The organism is Halobacteriovorax sp. GB3 (assembly GCF_028649655.1).
GTDB lineage: Bacteria > Bdellovibrionota > Bacteriovoracia > Bacteriovoracales > Bacteriovoracaceae > BSW11-IV.
Genome location: NZ_JAQSLN010000003.1, coordinates 796,770 through 810,791, shown reverse-complemented (window position 1 = coordinate 810,791; position 14,022 = coordinate 796,770). Strand labels below are relative to the sequence as shown.

Genomic DNA, 14,022 nt, shown 5'->3' with positions numbered 1-14,022 from the left:
TTTATCTTACTGACTCTTGAGTTTTGCTCTTTAAGAACAAGAAATCTTTATCTTGAGGGGGTTGATTGTGAAGAATAATTCATTATTCTATAAGCAAGGTAAAAAGATGGCAGCTTTTTATCTCTCCGAAGTATTGAGGAATCAATACTGACTCCGTCACCGAAGGGGAACCGCAAGGTTTCCCTTTTTTTTTGGAGGCGTCATTTGCCACGAAGGCAAATGACGCCGAACAACGCAGTCACGACCACGAAGGGAGTGACAGCGTACGTGTCGCCCCCCCATAAGAATCAAAAAAACAAAAATAGAATCAATCCAACCACCAAAGGCAAATGACGCCGAACAACGCAGTCACGACCACGAAGGAAACCAATCCCCCTCCGTCATCATAAATTTCAAATCCAAAATCAGATTTCACCTAAAATGAAAGAGGCCCTAAAAATAGGGCCTCTTATATCGTCTAAGTATTTTTAAAGCTTACTAGATATTTAACTTTAGTCCTTAGTGATCTCATAGAGTCTTTGAACTTCAAAAGCTAATTCCTTAACTGTTCCATGAATATGGTTTACTTCAATCCAGTTCGCCAGGGCTTCATCAGAATCAACGAATCTTTTTACGGGTCTTACTAGCCCAAGCATATTTGTGAACCACTCAGCCTTTAATTCACTGTTTTCCTCATTAATATTAATAAACTCGTTAACTTTCATATTTTCAGTAAGCTCAAAATCTAGCCCTCTTTTATCTGAGGATGCCCAAGTAAGAAGTGCCCACGTCACAGCATGTGCAGGATTTTCTGCTTTAAATTGGCTACTTATGGTCTGAGCACTAGCCGTCCCTGAAATAATTAAAGATAAAAATATAGTTAATCCTAAAACAATTCTTTTCATTTTCTTATCCTCGATCTTTGGTCAATTATCTAATAGTTTATTTTTAAACCGTGTTTATAACTTCTTTGTTACTAAGTTAAATGTTCATCATGCCATGATTTTAAAGACGATCTTTCGTGATCGAAGTGGATTTTGTTTAAGGTCCCTGTCTTTCTAAACAGAGACTTAATCGAAAGCTAGTGTTTAAAATACTTACATGTCATTCTTTCTTCATCTCTCGATAAAGTAAACCTGCCTTCTTCATCTGCTTGCTCAATAAGTCTACTGCAAGCTAAGTCTTTTTTTGATTCGATTTCCTTTAAAGTCAGTCCTCTAAAGTCTCTATATTGAACATCTCTCTTTTGAAAATAAGAACCAGTTTTTCCTGAAAATGATCCTAAAGAACATTCAAACTTGCATGCAGCATCAAGAAGAAGATTATCATTAATATCTGTCTTGCTTAACTCCGCTGAAGCAAAAGAAATAGTTGTCGATAGAAGTGTAAGTACAATTAGCAAGTTTTTCATATGAGGGCTCCTTGTATTTTTAAGTAATGATTTAAAATCATATTTTGTTAATAAATTTTTCGGTTTTTAGTTCATCATTCAAAAAGCTAGCTTCCTCGAACAATTTTTCTTTTTATATTTTAAGTCTGAGCCTTTTAGCCCAGACTTAGTTCGATTCTCTAGTGCTTGATGCACTTCAGTTGCTCAAATCTCTGATACTTCATATTAAGCTCTGTTAACATTTTTGTTGCTGGATTAAATGAAGCAATAGAAGGCGGATCTTTTTCCTTACAGGCCATTGGTTTATTTAAAAGTATCTCTAGATACATTTCGAGTTCGGCCCTAACTGTTTCTGAAGGTGGATTGATAAGTTGATTTCTAATTGCTTGCTGTTGAGAGGCAATCTCTGCATCAGAGGCCATATTGCTACATTCTGTTTCATTAAATTGATCTTTATAATTCGTAATGCCTTCATCAGTGACGGTAATTACTACTGGATAGTCGGAATCCCCACCACATAAATAATCTTGTGTACTTGATCCATAAGAAAGAGTTGCACCGATCATCATAATTCCAAAAAGTACTTTTTTCATAAAATCCTCCATTCACTTTGTTAATAATTTCTTTGTCTTTATGTTTGAGCGAAAAAGTTGTCATTCTCGCCCAGTTTTAAAATATAATTTTTTAAGTGCTGGCCCTGTTTCGTTAAGCTCCGATCAAAACCTAGCGAATTGTTATCTGTAATAAATTGACTTTCAGGCAGATATTAAACTACTCAAGTATAAGTTCCATAGACTCTCTAGTGTAATTAAAGCTAGAGTCACCAAGGCCATCTTGGATAAAAACAGATAAATTTCCATTCTCTAAGTATTTAACACTACCGCGAATTCCAAGACGTAAACTTTTATAAGAGAACTCTGAATCTGTAATTGTTCCAACCAGTAATGCAGCGTTGTTATTTTCATCTCTAATATAAAGTTCACTTCCAGAACTGATGAGTGAAACAGTGCTGCAATGACGATAAGGAGTTGTTACCCCATGGTTTAAGCAGTCCTCGAGGTCAATATGGTTTCCAGTTCTATTTATGCTAACCTTTCCATGTAATATTCCTGATCTAAGTCCTGATGGATCAAGGCCCTCGACATGACTTTCAAATTTTCCATTCCAAGTCTTAAGTGAATCCGTGGCTAAAGCAGTAAATGGTAACAAAAGTACACAAATAAAAAGTTTCATTTTATCTCCTGTTCGTTTTAGTAATAAATAAAACTCATACTTAATCAGTGGTTTCTTTGTTTTTTGGAAAGTCATTTACAGAAAAAGTATTCACATTTTTTTTCACAAAACAGTAAGTACAACACGGAGTTCATAAAAAAAAGAAATTTAGAGAACTGTGAATTAATTTTATGGGGGTCACTTTAAAAAAATCTGGACAGTCTTTGGAAAGCTTAATGAAAACTCTTTTGCAAAGAGACCATCCCCAGAAATAATTCATCTAAAGTGGAGTAATCAACTTCGCAATCAAGAGCTTTTCCAATTTCTGAAACACATTCGAGAGTAGAGATCCCACCTTCTTTATTCGACTTTCGAATCAGGTAGTCACTCTCACTTTTAGTATCAATTAAGAGCTTAGGAAGAGCGTGCAAAATTTTGTTTGTAAGATAGATTTTATTGGCCTTAGACCAAGTTCCATCAATTAAAATAAAGTGCTTTGTGGGCGATTTTAGAGGCGTTAGAGCGGAAAGATCCATTGTGTCCTTGCCTGGATAAACCAAAAGAGGTTTGTGCTTTAAAAAGGCAAGGAGAGTTTCATTGTGTGAGAAGTCTTCACCGTCTTCGATCAGAAGGTTTGAGATACTCAGTGCGCAAAGCTTTGCGGTATTGAAAGCATGTTTGACTTCAGTTTTATGACGCAGAATAAGAAAATGAATTTTAGTTTCAAATGGTTTAACAAATTCACAAAGGCAGACGCGATCGGGCCTTTCACATTTTGGACATAGAGTACGTTTGTTGCTTTGCATGGGCCAGAGATTATAACGACTTATAAAATTTGACAATAAATTTACAAAGGAATCTTTAGAAAAAATTAATAATTTCGAGTACTTAAAATAGGCAGAAAAGCCCCGTAAATTGACAATCCGTGAGGCTTAGTGGTATTTTAAATTAGTTTGGTTTAGTCGAAAATAAGCAGGTCATTTGTGAGACGAAAACTGGAAGAAGCGACGATGCTTTAGACCGCCAAACCTTATGGCAGAAGGCCATGAAGAGAACAGAAAATAAGGAGGATTTAGTATGAGTTTAAAAGAAAGATTGAGACTAGAGGAAATCGAATCAGAGTCTCTTCTCATGGGAGCAAGACTTCCTAAGAAAGATCCTTCAGTAGAGGAAGCAGCAATCGAGCTAGCCATTCAACCTGAAGAAACAAAGAAAGAAGCCAAAACAATTAATTAATTTCTATCTTAACCCAGACTTTACACAACGTGTGAGTCTGGGATCTCCATCAGCATACCGAATAGAACAGTCATCAAAAATATTCTTAGCATACGATTCACAACTGTTGTTTTGATCAAAGCGATTTGATTTTCTCTTTTCCATGCAAAAGAAAATCATGTTTTGCTCAATTTCAACTTTCTGCGATTTCTTATCAACAAATTGAATAGCAGGCCTTGAGGGCTTTCTTTGCATTTTTCTTTTTGGAATGTAGCTATAGCGCTTCTTAGATTTATTGATATATTGACCGCGCTTCATGGCATTGGCCCTAAGCTTTTTATAGTAATTTAAAACAGCTTGTTTTCTACGCTCTTCGGCACTAAGACGTTTTTGCGGGGTTAATTTGCGATATTTCTTAGGAGTCGTTGTGGCACAGCCAACGATAAAGATTGCGATAAAAGGAATTAAATACTTCATTTAAAAATCTTTGATTTGATTAACTAATTGGGGATCATCAATAAAGGGATTTCTATTTCGCTGGATCTCATAAATTCTCTGGTTACGAATTCTCTCAGCTTCATCAACAGGATCTTCTTTGTGCCACTTTCTTAGAAACTCTTCTTCTACATCAGTGATTGTTGTTTTGTAACGAACAGAAAAGTAAAACAGAGCGCGAGCGACATTTCCACGATGTTCTATAGGTGGTTCGTATCCGCTGATTCTCGTTCCATCGATCGTCCCTTTACGTGAGTCCTTACACTGAGAGTTTACCACAGTTCCATTGGAGATTTCTCCAAAGATTTTATTGGAACGAGTTGAGTTGGCCCTCGACATGACAGGGTAGAGGTGGTGAAGATCGGTCTTTTGGAGATTCTTATCCATTCTTGAATTGAATTTACTCTGTGGCCAGGTGTGTTCACAGTTTATAAATTTGTGATTCGGTATTTGATTTTTCCCAACACCATGTGATGAATTGTAATCATTGTTACAATAAACGTCGCGAACGATTGGACCCTGATTTGTTTGTTCAAGATGTAACTGTCCAAAAAGAATTTGTCGGGCCTCTCTATAACTAAGTGTTTTCAACTGAGAGTAACAACTTTCTTCTAGAGGGCATTGCTCAACAATTTTATCCTCTCCACTGGTTTTCATGTGAACTTTACTAAGAACGTTATAAAGGTGCTCTTTTAGCTCGCCTTTATTGATCGTTTCTTGTTCTGTGACCTTAATTAATTTTTGTGGATAGTAATTGTGTTGATTCAACTTTGCATTGGCACTGAGTAGTGGCAATAACATGAGAGTAAAAGTAAAAAGCCTAGGCCTAGACATGATAATTTTCCTTCCGTGGAATATATTAAAATCGTAACATGAAAATCTTGTTTGGCCAATAAATTCTTCCCTCTTCTTATCTTCCTTTGTCGAAAAACTTTTTGTGCGCTAAAATAAGAGGAAATATCATTTAATGAAAGGAAACTTATATGAATTACAAAAGTCGCATTGCCGGTGTTGGTGGGTATGTTCCTGAAAATGTTTTCAAGAATACTGATCTTGAAAAAATGCTAGATACATCTGATGAATGGATTGTTCAACGCACTGGTATTGAACAACGTCATTGGGTTTCTAAAGAGCAATCGACAAGTGATCTCGCTCTTAAAGCAACAGAAGAGGCACTAGCGGATGCGGGGATTGATAAGTCTGAAATTGATATGATTGTTTTTGCAACACTCAGTCCTGATCACGACTTTCCAGGTGCGGGCTGTTTTTTACAAGCGAAACTTGGACTTAGTAATATTCCAGCTTTTGATATTCGTCAGCAGTGTTCTGGTTTTATTTATGCCATGAGTATGGCCGATCAATATTTAAGATGTGGAACTTATAAAAATATTCTTGTTATTGGAGCTGAGATTCATTCCAAAGGACTTGATAAAACTCCAAATGGAAGAGGTGTTTCTGTTCTTTTTGGAGATGGTGCTGGTGCTGTTATTCTTCAAAGAACAGAGGTAAAAGATCCAAGTAAGGATGGTCATATTCTTGTTAGTCATCTTCACGCAGATGGGAAATATGCTAAAGAGCTTTGGCTTCCTGCTCCAGGAACTGGTTTTCCTGTTGATAGTCGTATCAATGAGCAAATGCTTGCTGAGGGAGCGCACTATGCTTCTATGAATGGTAAAACTGTTTTTGTTCATGCGACAAAGAGAATGGCGGAAACACTTTTGAACTCTTGTAAAGAAGTAGGTGTAGAGCTTTCTGATATTGATCTCTTTCTTTTTCACCAAGCGAACTTACGAATTAATTCTAAGGTTGCTGAGATTCTTGGAATTCCTGAAGAGAAAGTTTTTAATACAATTCAAAAATATGGAAATACTACGGCAGCAACAATTCCTCTTGGAATGAGAGATGCTGTTAAGGCCGGTGCCTTAAAAAGAGGGATGCTTGTTGCATCTGCGGCCTTTGGTTCTGGATTTACTTGGGGATCATCAATCTATCGTTACTAATAAAAAAGGGCATCGTTTGATGCCCCTTTTTTTATATTCTTTCTTCTACATAATCAAAAATATATTGTCTCAATTGTAAAACGTTGTGCTTTGTTAGCTCGTCTGTCATCGATGGGTTACTTGGAATAACATCATAGAGAATATGTTCCATCGAAAATTGAATCGTCTGCATTCCAATGTAGAGAGTCGTAAAGAAGTCGATATCTCCACGTTGGTAATAAGTGATAAGGTCTGCAACATCTGCGTGATTATCGCAGCAAGCACATCCTGGACAGAGTCCTTTTGATTCAATGAAATTCATATGAAGCTCAGCTTGCTCAGCAATGATTTGCTCTCTTTCTTCTTGTTGTGAAGAAAATTTCTCAACAAGAGGAAGTGCGTATTCTGGATTTTGCTGAATGACGGCAAAGAGCTCTTCGTAGAACGTTGCATAGAGTGATGTAAAAATACAATCTTCGGCCATGTAGCGAAATAGCTCTTCTTGTGAGCCAGTTGTTTCCTGTAGTTTTTCATAACTTATAAGGGCGAGATTGAGAGGGAAGTCTGGTTCACCTTCTAGGTCATGAAAATATCGGGCAAGAATAGTCTGCTTGTAGACTTCTTCTTTTCGCTTAACGATCGGATTTGGAATTCTTTTTAAAAGAGACATTGAAACCTTCCTTGTTAAATACCCTCATCGTCATTTTAACAAAGAAAGAAGGGCTAAAGTTGGGCCTAAGGTTTTGGCGGCAAAAAATGCCGCCATTTTGGACAGAAAGGATTATTGCTTAATCACTTCTTCAAATTCTAAACCAGCAACTGACTTAATTGAGTTTAAAAGTTTAAATAGAATGATTCCAACCATTATTGTTGTGGGAACGGCTATAACAGGGAAGCTAAGGGCCGTCATTGTTCCAAGGGACTCATTGAATTCGCTCGTCCCTGGTTCACCAACGAGAACTCGAACCGCGAGAACATAGTTGAGAATGGCCGAGACAAAGAAGGTTCCTGCGAGATAATAGGAAGCCTTGATAAGATTTTTTTCGAATTCATCTTCGTGACCTTTTTCTTTAAAGGCCGAGTCAATTTTTTCAAGATCGAGAATCTGACCCATGAAAGTTCTAACGAGAGGAACTTTTGTAAACTGTGAACCAATAACAGCGAGGCCCATGATGAGTGGAATTCCCGTTTCTTTTGCGATCATCCATTGTCTATTGAGATTGAGAAGTCCAATTCCCCCTGTCATAAGAACACTTATAAGACCAAGGGCAGAGAAGAAGTTCACTTTCTTTTTTTGGATGAAATCATAACCACCGTAGGCAATTGGAAAGGCAAGTGCGACAACTAGACCTAGTTGCTGTCCGAGATGTTCTTCGCCACTAAACTTCGTGAGAATAACTGATGGGATGATGACGTTAATGAGAATATTAACGAGACCATTTTCTTTCTTTTCTTTTTTTACTTCACTCATTGAATTAATTGACCTTTTTATTATTTAAATACTTGTTGTTACAAAAACTTACATTTATTTGCCATATTGATTCTCCTCATAAATCATAATGATTCAAGGAATTTTTATAGATCAAGGAAGATTGTATGAAATTAATGACTCTTGCGCTATCTGCAGCGCTTTCAACAACGGCATTCGCGGCCGATTTTAACGGATACATTGTTAAGCTTAAAGAGGGAAGCTCACTTATGAGTCAGAAATCGATGAGCTTTGATAAGATTGATGAGTATAAAGGTCTCGCAGGTCACTTTGCAGTGGTAAGGCCCTTTGCTGGTCTTGTTGCTTCTAATGCTCTAGAAGAGCTTAGAAACCATCCTGAAGTAGAGTATGTAGAACCAAATTACATTTACTCTATTAACCCTACGACTGTTTCAAATGTTGTTGAATCTGTAAAAGATGCAAGTTTTGATAAGCAATGGGGTCTAAAGAATACTGGGCGTAACTCTGGTGGTTGGTTCTCATCTGGAAAAGAAGGTGAAGATATCAATGCTGAGAAGGCATGGGAAATTACAAAAGGTTCTAGAGAAGTCATCGTTGCTGTTATTGATACAGGAGTTGATCACTCGCACCAAGATCTTAGAACACAAATGTGGACTAACGATAAAGAATTGAATGGTATTGAAGGCGTTGATGATGATGGAAACGGATTCGTTGATGATGTTTATGGATATGACTTTGTAAATAACGATGGTGATCCAATGGATGATAATGCTCACGGAACTCACTGTGCAGGTGTTATTGGAGCTGCTCACGATGGTGAAGGTGTAATGGGTGTTATGGCCAACGTTCGCATAATGGGACTTAAGTTCCTTTCTGCTCGTGGTTCAGGTGAGACGATTGGTGCGATTAAATCAATTGATTATGCTGTTCAGATGGGGGCTCATGTACTAAGTAACTCTTGGGGTGGAGGAGAGAAGTCTCAGGCCTTAAAAGAGTCTATTGAAAGAGCTAATGAAAAGGGAATTATCTTTGTTGCTGCTGCAGGAAATAGTCGCTCTGACAACGATGCTAGACCAACGTATCCAGCAAATTATAAAGTTGATAACGTTATCACTGTAGGTTCACATGCTGGGAAGGGAAAACGTTCAAGTTTTTCTAACTATGGTCAAGAAACAGTTCATGTTTTTGCTCCAGGTTCAAATATTCTTTCAACTGTACCAAATGGTGGTTATAAGAAAATGAGTGGAACATCGATGGCAACTCCATTTGTTGCAGGAATGATGGGACTACTAAGAACAAAAGCTCCAAATATGAGTCCGGCGCAAGCGAGAGACTTAGTTATTAGAACTTCTGTAGATAATGGTTCGCTTCGTGGAATCTCTGAGTCAAACGGAAGAGTGGATGCTTTTAATCTTGTAAAAGATCTTTAAGAAATAACGTCAAAGACGAATAAGAAGGCCATCCCTTAGGATGGCCTTTTTTTATTTTTTTACGTAATAAACTGTATTAACTTGTGGTTTAGTGTCGTGACAAATGTCGTAGAGATATACGCTCTGTGCTTTAACGCTAAGGATGTTGTTAAGAGCTGGAAGAGAGTTCATTGGTGATTTTTGTGAAGAAAATTCTACGATGTAGTTAACTTCTTCAAACTCATCACAGCTTGCACCATTAGAGATGAGGTCTTCTTTTACATAGGCCTTGTACTCCGTATAAAGAGCAACTCCGCGAGTTTCTGTTTTAAGTACTTCTAGTTTTACTTCTTTTTGTATTCCATTAACTTCTACAGCAGCTAGCTTTAGTGCTGGATCAACACCAAGAATTTGAATGTTGAGTGTTGTTACTAGTGAGTATTCTGATTGAGTGTAAAGAGTTGAAGTCGCTTTGAATTCAACGGCAAATGCTTGTGAGCTTAGAGCAACAAGTGCTGCAATTAGTAATTTCATGTGTTTCTCCCATATCTGTATTGTGTTGTGTTGTGTTTGGGAGCTTATAGCTGAAAAGTAAAAAATTTGTAAAGTTAGGACTCTGTTATGTTGGCCTATGTAAGTTTATTTTTTAACTTTAAAAGTTTTTCATTTTGACGCTCTAGGAGATCGTTCACATACTCTTTAAGCGCTCTTTTTAGATAGGGTTCAAAGTCCTTGTCATCGGCACGGGCATCGTTAAAAAGCTCCATATAAATACTGTGAACTTCTTCACTTACTGAAAGCGTAATCGTATTGGGATTGAGCTGATCTTCAAGGGCCTCACGAATCACACCACTTAATTTAAGACCTCTTTTACTGATGGCCTCATGGTAGTCTTCAGGGATAATGACATTACAACGCTTCATTTTCTTTTTCATGGCAAAACCTTTGTTACACACTATCTTTTCGAGAGTGTGTATAAAATCTTTAGAAAAATGCTAAGTCTATGTTTATATGTTGACTGCAACGATATATTTGCACTATTTGAGCCACGCAGATTCCTTGGTAATACACTAATATCAACACTAACTATTTGAAAGTGTGGAGTAGTGTGTATTTTTCGTAAAACAGTACACACTTTATTTTTAAATCCTTCATACTGACATTCAACGAACAACATTACTCAATCCAAGGAGTTTCAATGAATTCATATCACTTAGATGCTGGCGTAACATTTACGGCAAATTGTATTGAAAGTGCACGTGAGAATAATGTCACGATAAGCGAAGTGTTGGATACATTGGCCTTTGGATCACATAAGAAACTTGAAGGGGGCAATTTAAGTTTTAGTTTAAAAGGAATTGAAGTTATCACAACGCAAACGGGGAGGATCGCTCTTGATGTTATAAAGCATGATTGTACTCACTCAAACCTTCTGACAAAGAGTATTTTTGACTTTTCAAGCTATGAACTAGCTATGATGGCCTAGTTCACATTACCGCCTCAGGGAATGAGGCGGTATTTCTTTAAAGCACTCAGCAAATCGATATAACTAATAATGCCTACAACTTTTTTCTCTTGGTCGATAACTGGAAGACAGCTTACTTTTTCTGTTGCGAGCACACAGGCAAGTTCTTCTAGAGAAGATTCCTCGTCTGTTGCAATAAGTAGATCGCTCATAATTTCATTGGCCTTTAGAAAAGAAAAGGTACCACTAGAGTCGAGTTTTAAAAGATCGCGATCAGAAATGAGACCAACCAATTGAGCTGAATCCAAAACGGGGATGTGGCGTATTTCCTTTTCACGCATAAGCTTTTTTACTTCGGGAAGAGGGGTTTCTTTTTGCACACAGTGAGCAGGAGTGCTCATGAGATTAATTGCATAGAGATTGAAGTTATCACTTTTTCGACGCTCTTTTTTCTCTTGGCCATGTGCGAGAGTTTTCTCTAATCGAGAACTGGGATCTAGGGCATCTAAATAACTAAATTTATGCTTTGATAATTGATTCTTTATAAGTAAATAAAACATAGTTTCATTATGAAGATCATTTTAAAAAGAGTCCACAAGAAAGCTTCTCTGTGCTAGTGTGCCCTCATATGAACGTCTTAAATAAAATCAAAAAACTCTTGAAGCGACCTGAAAAAGTAAGTGCCGATCAGGTGACTCCCTATCTTCTGATTGGCGAAGAAAAGGGCCTTAATAAATTGGTCGAACGTTTTTACTTTTATATGGACACATTAGATGAGGCAAAGAGGTGTCGTGATCTTCACGGTCAAAGCCTTGAAGGGGCAAAGATGAAACTTAAGATGTTTCTTTCTGGCTGGTTCGGAGGTCCTCAACTTTTTATGGAAAAGTATGGCCATCCAAGAATGAGAATGCGTCATATGCCATTTAAAATAACAACGATTGAGCGCGATGAGTGGCTTTTGTGTATGAGAAAGGCCATGGATGATTTAAAACTCAATGAAGAGTTTGATGGCTACCTGTGGGAGTCATTCAAGCGCTTTGCTGAGCACATGAGAAATCACTGAACATCAAAGTATGAAAGTGAGTACTCTTTAGTAAAAGACTTACTATACTTGAGTTCAATTCTTTTAATCGTCCCATCATTTTTGAATTGTTCAATCTTTAAATCAATATAACTAAGAAGCTCTTGGATATTCCATGGAGACTTCTTTGAAACGGCTATGTACATACCCGTTGATATGACGGGGTTTTCAAGAATATCAATTTTAGAGATGACATCAATTTCATTGGCCGTCACTATTCCAGCATTCTTTCCTGCGACAAAGTATTCGGCACGATCTTTAAGAAGAAACTCAAAACACTGTGCTGTTTTTGTAAGGTAGCTAATATTGAGTTTTGACTTGGCGAAATTATCAAATTCATGACCAAAGCTATCATTAATAATCATGACACCTTTTCTTTCAACTAAGTCTGTATAACTTTTGAAAGGGAACTTTGAGCCCTTTTTTACAAAGATAACAGAGTCATCCATGAGAAATGGTTCTTTAGTAAAGGCGTAGATTTTCTTTCTCTCCGGAGAGATATAAGGAGGAAGAAGAAGGTCAACTCGTCCGTTTTTTACTTCCTCTTGAGCGCGGCCCCAAGAAGAGACGTGTTTCATTTTCACTTGTACTTTAATAGGGTCGAGGATGAGCTTTAAAAGCTCTACTGAAACCCCTTGAGTTTTTTCTGACTTCTTGTTGTACCAAATCACTGGTGGGTAATCTGGGTGACCAGTAACGTTGATGACTCTTTGATTTGGTAGCTCTCTTTGTATCAACTCTTCCTCGAGCATATTAAGCTCTGTCTTCTCTGGCTGAGCGAGAGTTCTTTGAAGGTTAAAAAATGGTGAGAGTAAAAATAAAATTAAGATTGTCTTCATGAAGTATATGATAGCAACCTTTTAATTCATTGACCTTCTATTGGTCGTTTATTAAGGATAAATTTAGATTTCATGACATAGATTAGAAGTAACGGAATAATTACAAGAATTCTTGTTGTGACTCATTAGTCATTCTGTGGGGTTATTGTAAAATTATAGACGATTTCACCATCTAAAAGTGGCACTTTGATAGAATCAACTAATTCAATGAGCTCTTGTTTGCTAAGCCCTGCAATCTGGTAAGTACTTAAATTTTCGAAATGCTCTTTTGCTCTTTTAAGATGACCAAGGGTCGGGGAATCATGGCCTAGGCGCCACTTCACACCCGCTGCGGCCAATTTTATCAGCCCTAAAAAGAGATGGGCGAGATCACCCTTGCGCTCGTGAGCATTCCAAAGGGCCTCGAGATAGACATGAGATTCCCAGTAATAGCCGTGATTAAAGAGATCGAGGGCATAGAGAAAAAATTCACTTTCATAAGGTCTTGATGAGTCCATGGGGCTAGCGACGGGTTCTGCTTCACCAAAACTATGACCACCTTCTTTGAGAGGGTGTGGGTTTTTCTTTGGAGTAAAGCGGTAGCTTGGAAATGGTCGTTCTGGGCAAAGTCTAGGTATTGTCATGAATTGATTTTAATGAAAAAAAAGGGAGGAAACAACCTCCCATTCCCTCTCACTACAAACAGAATGGATCGATATCTTTTGGCGATTCAAAATGCTTGCTATCGTGATTAAATACGAATGAACTCGACCACTCCAGACAGGAGATTGGTTGCGCGAATCGGAGATCGTCTGGAGTTGTCGATTCAGGTATATCAGAAGTTTTATAGAGACAAGTTTTAAACTGTAGGCTTACGTTTGAAGCTCCTAAAACATCGTCGTAAGAACCCATTGAAGGCATGTCACGAACGTAGAGAACTGGGTTTGTAGGCCTTTTATTTAAAAAGTAGTGCTCAGTTTCTTTTTCTGTAGAATACTTTTTAGAGTTCCATCTATGGGCCCCATGTCTATCTTCAGAAGTATAGTTGTTGTACATGGCATCGACATCTACAGAGTCGATGACCCATTCAGGGTGATGAAAGACTTGCATGTTTCCAAAAAACTCACGAACTATACCACGCCATTTTTTAACGGTTCCATCTTCATTTTTCATCGATCTGAAGGCACAACCTTTAATAAATTGAACGACACCATAGTCCGTAAGATTTGAAACTTTATCTGTTTCAAAAAAGGCATGGGCCTGACTTCCATAGTAACGATCTGCACCTAGTGTTGTGATGTAGTCGTTAGATTTGAGTGTAAAGCTTTTCAGTGAACAAGTGTCAGATTCCTCACAATTTTCATTTACAAACTTTTGCACAGTCTTATTTTTAAATTCGACTTTTGCATGTACACCCATTGAAAGTACGGCCAATGCCCAGATAAAGTTTTTCAAGTTCTTCTCCCCTAAATTTGTAGAGAGGTTTTAGCACTATCTGTGAACGGGAGTTAGGAGTTTGGGCCGACAAT

The 14,022-nt window shown here is 37.6% G+C and carries 20 protein-coding genes; 5 read left to right on the top strand and 15 right to left on the bottom strand.

Going from position 1 to position 14,022, the window contains the following annotated elements; translation table 11 throughout:
- Nucleotides 1-491: 491 nt before the first annotated feature.
- The 5 genes from HBN50_RS10185 to HBN50_RS10165 all read right to left on the bottom strand — a co-directional run bounded on the left by HBN50_RS10185 (nt 492) and on the right by HBN50_RS10165 (nt 3,387).
- Entirely contained in the window at nt 492-884 is a 393-nt protein-coding gene (locus HBN50_RS10185) for a hypothetical protein (RefSeq protein WP_273869672.1), read from the bottom strand.
- 176 nt (nt 885-1,060) lie between these two features.
- Nucleotides 1,061-1,390, bottom strand: coding sequence for a hypothetical protein (locus tag HBN50_RS10180; protein WP_273869671.1), 330 nt, complete (start codon nt 1,388-1,390; stop codon nt 1,061-1,063).
- Nucleotides 1,391-1,548: 158 nt separating this feature from the next.
- The gene (locus HBN50_RS10175) at nt 1,549-1,962 is read right to left on the bottom strand and encodes a hypothetical protein (protein WP_273869668.1); all 414 of its coding nucleotides are present in this window, start codon (nt 1,960-1,962) and stop codon (nt 1,549-1,551) included.
- A gap of 178 nt (nt 1,963-2,140) precedes the next feature.
- Complete coding sequence (locus tag HBN50_RS10170; protein WP_273869666.1) at nt 2,141-2,602, bottom strand: hypothetical protein; 462 nt, start codon at nt 2,600-2,602, stop codon at nt 2,141-2,143.
- 212 nt (nt 2,603-2,814) lie between these two features.
- Nucleotides 2,815-3,387, bottom strand: a complete 573-nt coding sequence (locus HBN50_RS10165; RefSeq protein WP_273869663.1) for a tRNA-uridine aminocarboxypropyltransferase — start codon at nt 3,385-3,387, stop codon at nt 2,815-2,817.
- 271 nt (nt 3,388-3,658) lie between these two features.
- Here HBN50_RS10165 and HBN50_RS10160 point away from each other — a divergent pair, with 271 nt between their 5' ends.
- A complete protein-coding gene (locus HBN50_RS10160; protein ID WP_273869660.1) occupies nt 3,659-3,817 on the top strand; it encodes a hypothetical protein in 159 nt (52 codons plus the stop codon).
- A gap of 3 nt (nt 3,818-3,820) precedes the next feature.
- Here HBN50_RS10160 and HBN50_RS10155 read toward each other — a convergent pair whose 3' ends face one another.
- Nucleotides 3,821-4,273 (bottom strand): hypothetical protein, encoded by a 453-nt coding sequence (locus tag HBN50_RS10155; RefSeq protein WP_273869658.1) that lies wholly within the window; start codon nt 4,271-4,273, stop codon nt 3,821-3,823.
- The gene (locus tag HBN50_RS10150; protein WP_273869655.1) at nt 4,274-5,125 is read right to left on the bottom strand and encodes an endonuclease I family protein; all 852 of its coding nucleotides are present in this window, start codon (nt 5,123-5,125) and stop codon (nt 4,274-4,276) included.
- 149 nt (nt 5,126-5,274) lie between these two features.
- On the opposite strand from HBN50_RS10150, the gene HBN50_RS10145 reads away from it, so the two are divergent.
- Complete coding sequence (locus HBN50_RS10145) at nt 5,275-6,291, top strand: 3-oxoacyl-ACP synthase III family protein (RefSeq protein WP_273869654.1); 1,017 nt, start codon at nt 5,275-5,277, stop codon at nt 6,289-6,291.
- Nucleotides 6,292-6,322: 31 nt separating this feature from the next.
- Here HBN50_RS10145 and HBN50_RS10140 read toward each other — a convergent pair whose 3' ends face one another.
- On the bottom strand, nt 6,323-6,940 hold the full coding sequence (locus HBN50_RS10140) for a hypothetical protein (RefSeq protein ID WP_273869653.1): 618 nt from the start codon (nt 6,938-6,940) through the stop codon (nt 6,323-6,325).
- A 111-nt stretch (nt 6,941-7,051) separates the two neighbouring features.
- Complete coding sequence (locus HBN50_RS10135) at nt 7,052-7,741, bottom strand: VC0807 family protein (RefSeq protein WP_273869652.1); 690 nt, start codon at nt 7,739-7,741, stop codon at nt 7,052-7,054.
- 125 nt (nt 7,742-7,866) lie between these two features.
- Between HBN50_RS10135 and HBN50_RS10130 the strand changes: the two genes are divergently transcribed.
- Nucleotides 7,867-9,150, top strand: a complete 1,284-nt coding sequence (locus tag HBN50_RS10130; RefSeq protein ID WP_273869650.1) for a S8 family serine peptidase — start codon at nt 7,867-7,869, stop codon at nt 9,148-9,150.
- 51 nt (nt 9,151-9,201) lie between these two features.
- Here HBN50_RS10130 and HBN50_RS10125 read toward each other — a convergent pair whose 3' ends face one another.
- Nucleotides 9,202-9,663, bottom strand: coding sequence for a hypothetical protein (locus tag HBN50_RS10125; RefSeq protein ID WP_273869648.1), 462 nt, complete (start codon nt 9,661-9,663; stop codon nt 9,202-9,204).
- A gap of 95 nt (nt 9,664-9,758) precedes the next feature.
- Entirely contained in the window at nt 9,759-10,064 is a 306-nt protein-coding gene (locus tag HBN50_RS10120; RefSeq protein ID WP_273869647.1) for a hypothetical protein, read from the bottom strand.
- A 263-nt stretch (nt 10,065-10,327) separates the two neighbouring features.
- On the opposite strand from HBN50_RS10120, the gene HBN50_RS10115 reads away from it, so the two are divergent.
- Nucleotides 10,328-10,615, top strand: a complete 288-nt coding sequence (locus HBN50_RS10115; RefSeq protein ID WP_273869645.1) for a hypothetical protein — start codon at nt 10,328-10,330, stop codon at nt 10,613-10,615.
- A 14-nt stretch (nt 10,616-10,629) separates the two neighbouring features.
- On the opposite strand, the gene HBN50_RS10110 is transcribed toward HBN50_RS10115, so the two are convergent.
- Entirely contained in the window at nt 10,630-11,154 is a 525-nt protein-coding gene (locus tag HBN50_RS10110; RefSeq protein WP_273869644.1) for a CBS domain-containing protein, read from the bottom strand.
- 98 nt (nt 11,155-11,252) lie between these two features.
- Between HBN50_RS10110 and HBN50_RS10105 the strand changes: the two genes are divergently transcribed.
- Nucleotides 11,253-11,657 (top strand): group II truncated hemoglobin, encoded by a 405-nt coding sequence (locus HBN50_RS10105; RefSeq protein ID WP_273869641.1) that lies wholly within the window; start codon nt 11,253-11,255, stop codon nt 11,655-11,657.
- Here HBN50_RS10105 and HBN50_RS10100 read toward each other — a convergent pair.
- The 3 genes from HBN50_RS10100 to HBN50_RS10090 form a co-directional block, all read right to left on the bottom strand.
- The gene (locus HBN50_RS10100) at nt 11,651-12,514 is read right to left on the bottom strand and encodes a substrate-binding periplasmic protein (RefSeq protein WP_273869638.1); all 864 of its coding nucleotides are present in this window, start codon (nt 12,512-12,514) and stop codon (nt 11,651-11,653) included. The two genes, HBN50_RS10105 and HBN50_RS10100, sit on opposite strands and share 7 nt — an antisense overlap.
- Before the next feature lie 125 nt (nt 12,515-12,639).
- Nucleotides 12,640-13,137 (bottom strand): DUF309 domain-containing protein, encoded by a 498-nt coding sequence (locus tag HBN50_RS10095; protein WP_273869636.1) that lies wholly within the window; start codon nt 13,135-13,137, stop codon nt 12,640-12,642.
- 52 nt (nt 13,138-13,189) lie between these two features.
- Nucleotides 13,190-13,948, bottom strand: coding sequence for a hypothetical protein (locus HBN50_RS10090; protein WP_273869634.1), 759 nt, complete (start codon nt 13,946-13,948; stop codon nt 13,190-13,192).
- Nucleotides 13,949-14,022 lie beyond the last annotated feature (74 nt).

Bases quoted from the DNA above. Each gene is read 5' to 3' on its own strand.
- HBN50_RS10185 (WP_273869672.1), bottom strand. From the start codon at position 884: ATGAAAAGAATTGTTTTAGGATTAACTATATTTTTATCTTTAATTATT.
- HBN50_RS10180 (WP_273869671.1), bottom strand. From the start codon at position 1,390: ATGAAAAACTTGCTAATTGTACTTACACTTCTATCGACAACTATTTCT.
- HBN50_RS10175 (WP_273869668.1), bottom strand. From the start codon at position 1,962: ATGAAAAAAGTACTTTTTGGAATTATGATGATCGGTGCAACTCTTTCT.
- HBN50_RS10170 (WP_273869666.1), bottom strand. From the start codon at position 2,602: ATGAAACTTTTTATTTGTGTACTTTTGTTACCATTTACTGCTTTAGCC.
- HBN50_RS10165 (WP_273869663.1), bottom strand. From the start codon at position 3,387: ATGCAAAGCAACAAACGTACTCTATGTCCAAAATGTGAAAGGCCCGAT.
- HBN50_RS10160 (WP_273869660.1), top strand. From the start codon at position 3,659: ATGAGTTTAAAAGAAAGATTGAGACTAGAGGAAATCGAATCAGAGTCT.
- HBN50_RS10155 (WP_273869658.1), bottom strand. From the start codon at position 4,273: ATGAAGTATTTAATTCCTTTTATCGCAATCTTTATCGTTGGCTGTGCC.
- HBN50_RS10150 (WP_273869655.1), bottom strand. From the start codon at position 5,125: ATGTCTAGGCCTAGGCTTTTTACTTTTACTCTCATGTTATTGCCACTA.
- HBN50_RS10145 (WP_273869654.1), top strand. From the start codon at position 5,275: ATGAATTACAAAAGTCGCATTGCCGGTGTTGGTGGGTATGTTCCTGAA.
- HBN50_RS10140 (WP_273869653.1), bottom strand. From the start codon at position 6,940: ATGTCTCTTTTAAAAAGAATTCCAAATCCGATCGTTAAGCGAAAAGAA.
- HBN50_RS10135 (WP_273869652.1), bottom strand. From the start codon at position 7,741: ATGAGTGAAGTAAAAAAAGAAAAGAAAGAAAATGGTCTCGTTAATATT.
- HBN50_RS10130 (WP_273869650.1), top strand. From the start codon at position 7,867: ATGAAATTAATGACTCTTGCGCTATCTGCAGCGCTTTCAACAACGGCA.
- HBN50_RS10125 (WP_273869648.1), bottom strand. From the start codon at position 9,663: ATGAAATTACTAATTGCAGCACTTGTTGCTCTAAGCTCACAAGCATTT.
- HBN50_RS10120 (WP_273869647.1), bottom strand. From the start codon at position 10,064: ATGAAAAAGAAAATGAAGCGTTGTAATGTCATTATCCCTGAAGACTAC.
- HBN50_RS10115 (WP_273869645.1), top strand. From the start codon at position 10,328: ATGAATTCATATCACTTAGATGCTGGCGTAACATTTACGGCAAATTGT.
- HBN50_RS10110 (WP_273869644.1), bottom strand. From the start codon at position 11,154: ATGTTTTATTTACTTATAAAGAATCAATTATCAAAGCATAAATTTAGT.
- HBN50_RS10100 (WP_273869638.1), bottom strand. From the start codon at position 12,514: ATGAAGACAATCTTAATTTTATTTTTACTCTCACCATTTTTTAACCTT.
- HBN50_RS10095 (WP_273869636.1), bottom strand. From the start codon at position 13,137: ATGACAATACCTAGACTTTGCCCAGAACGACCATTTCCAAGCTACCGC.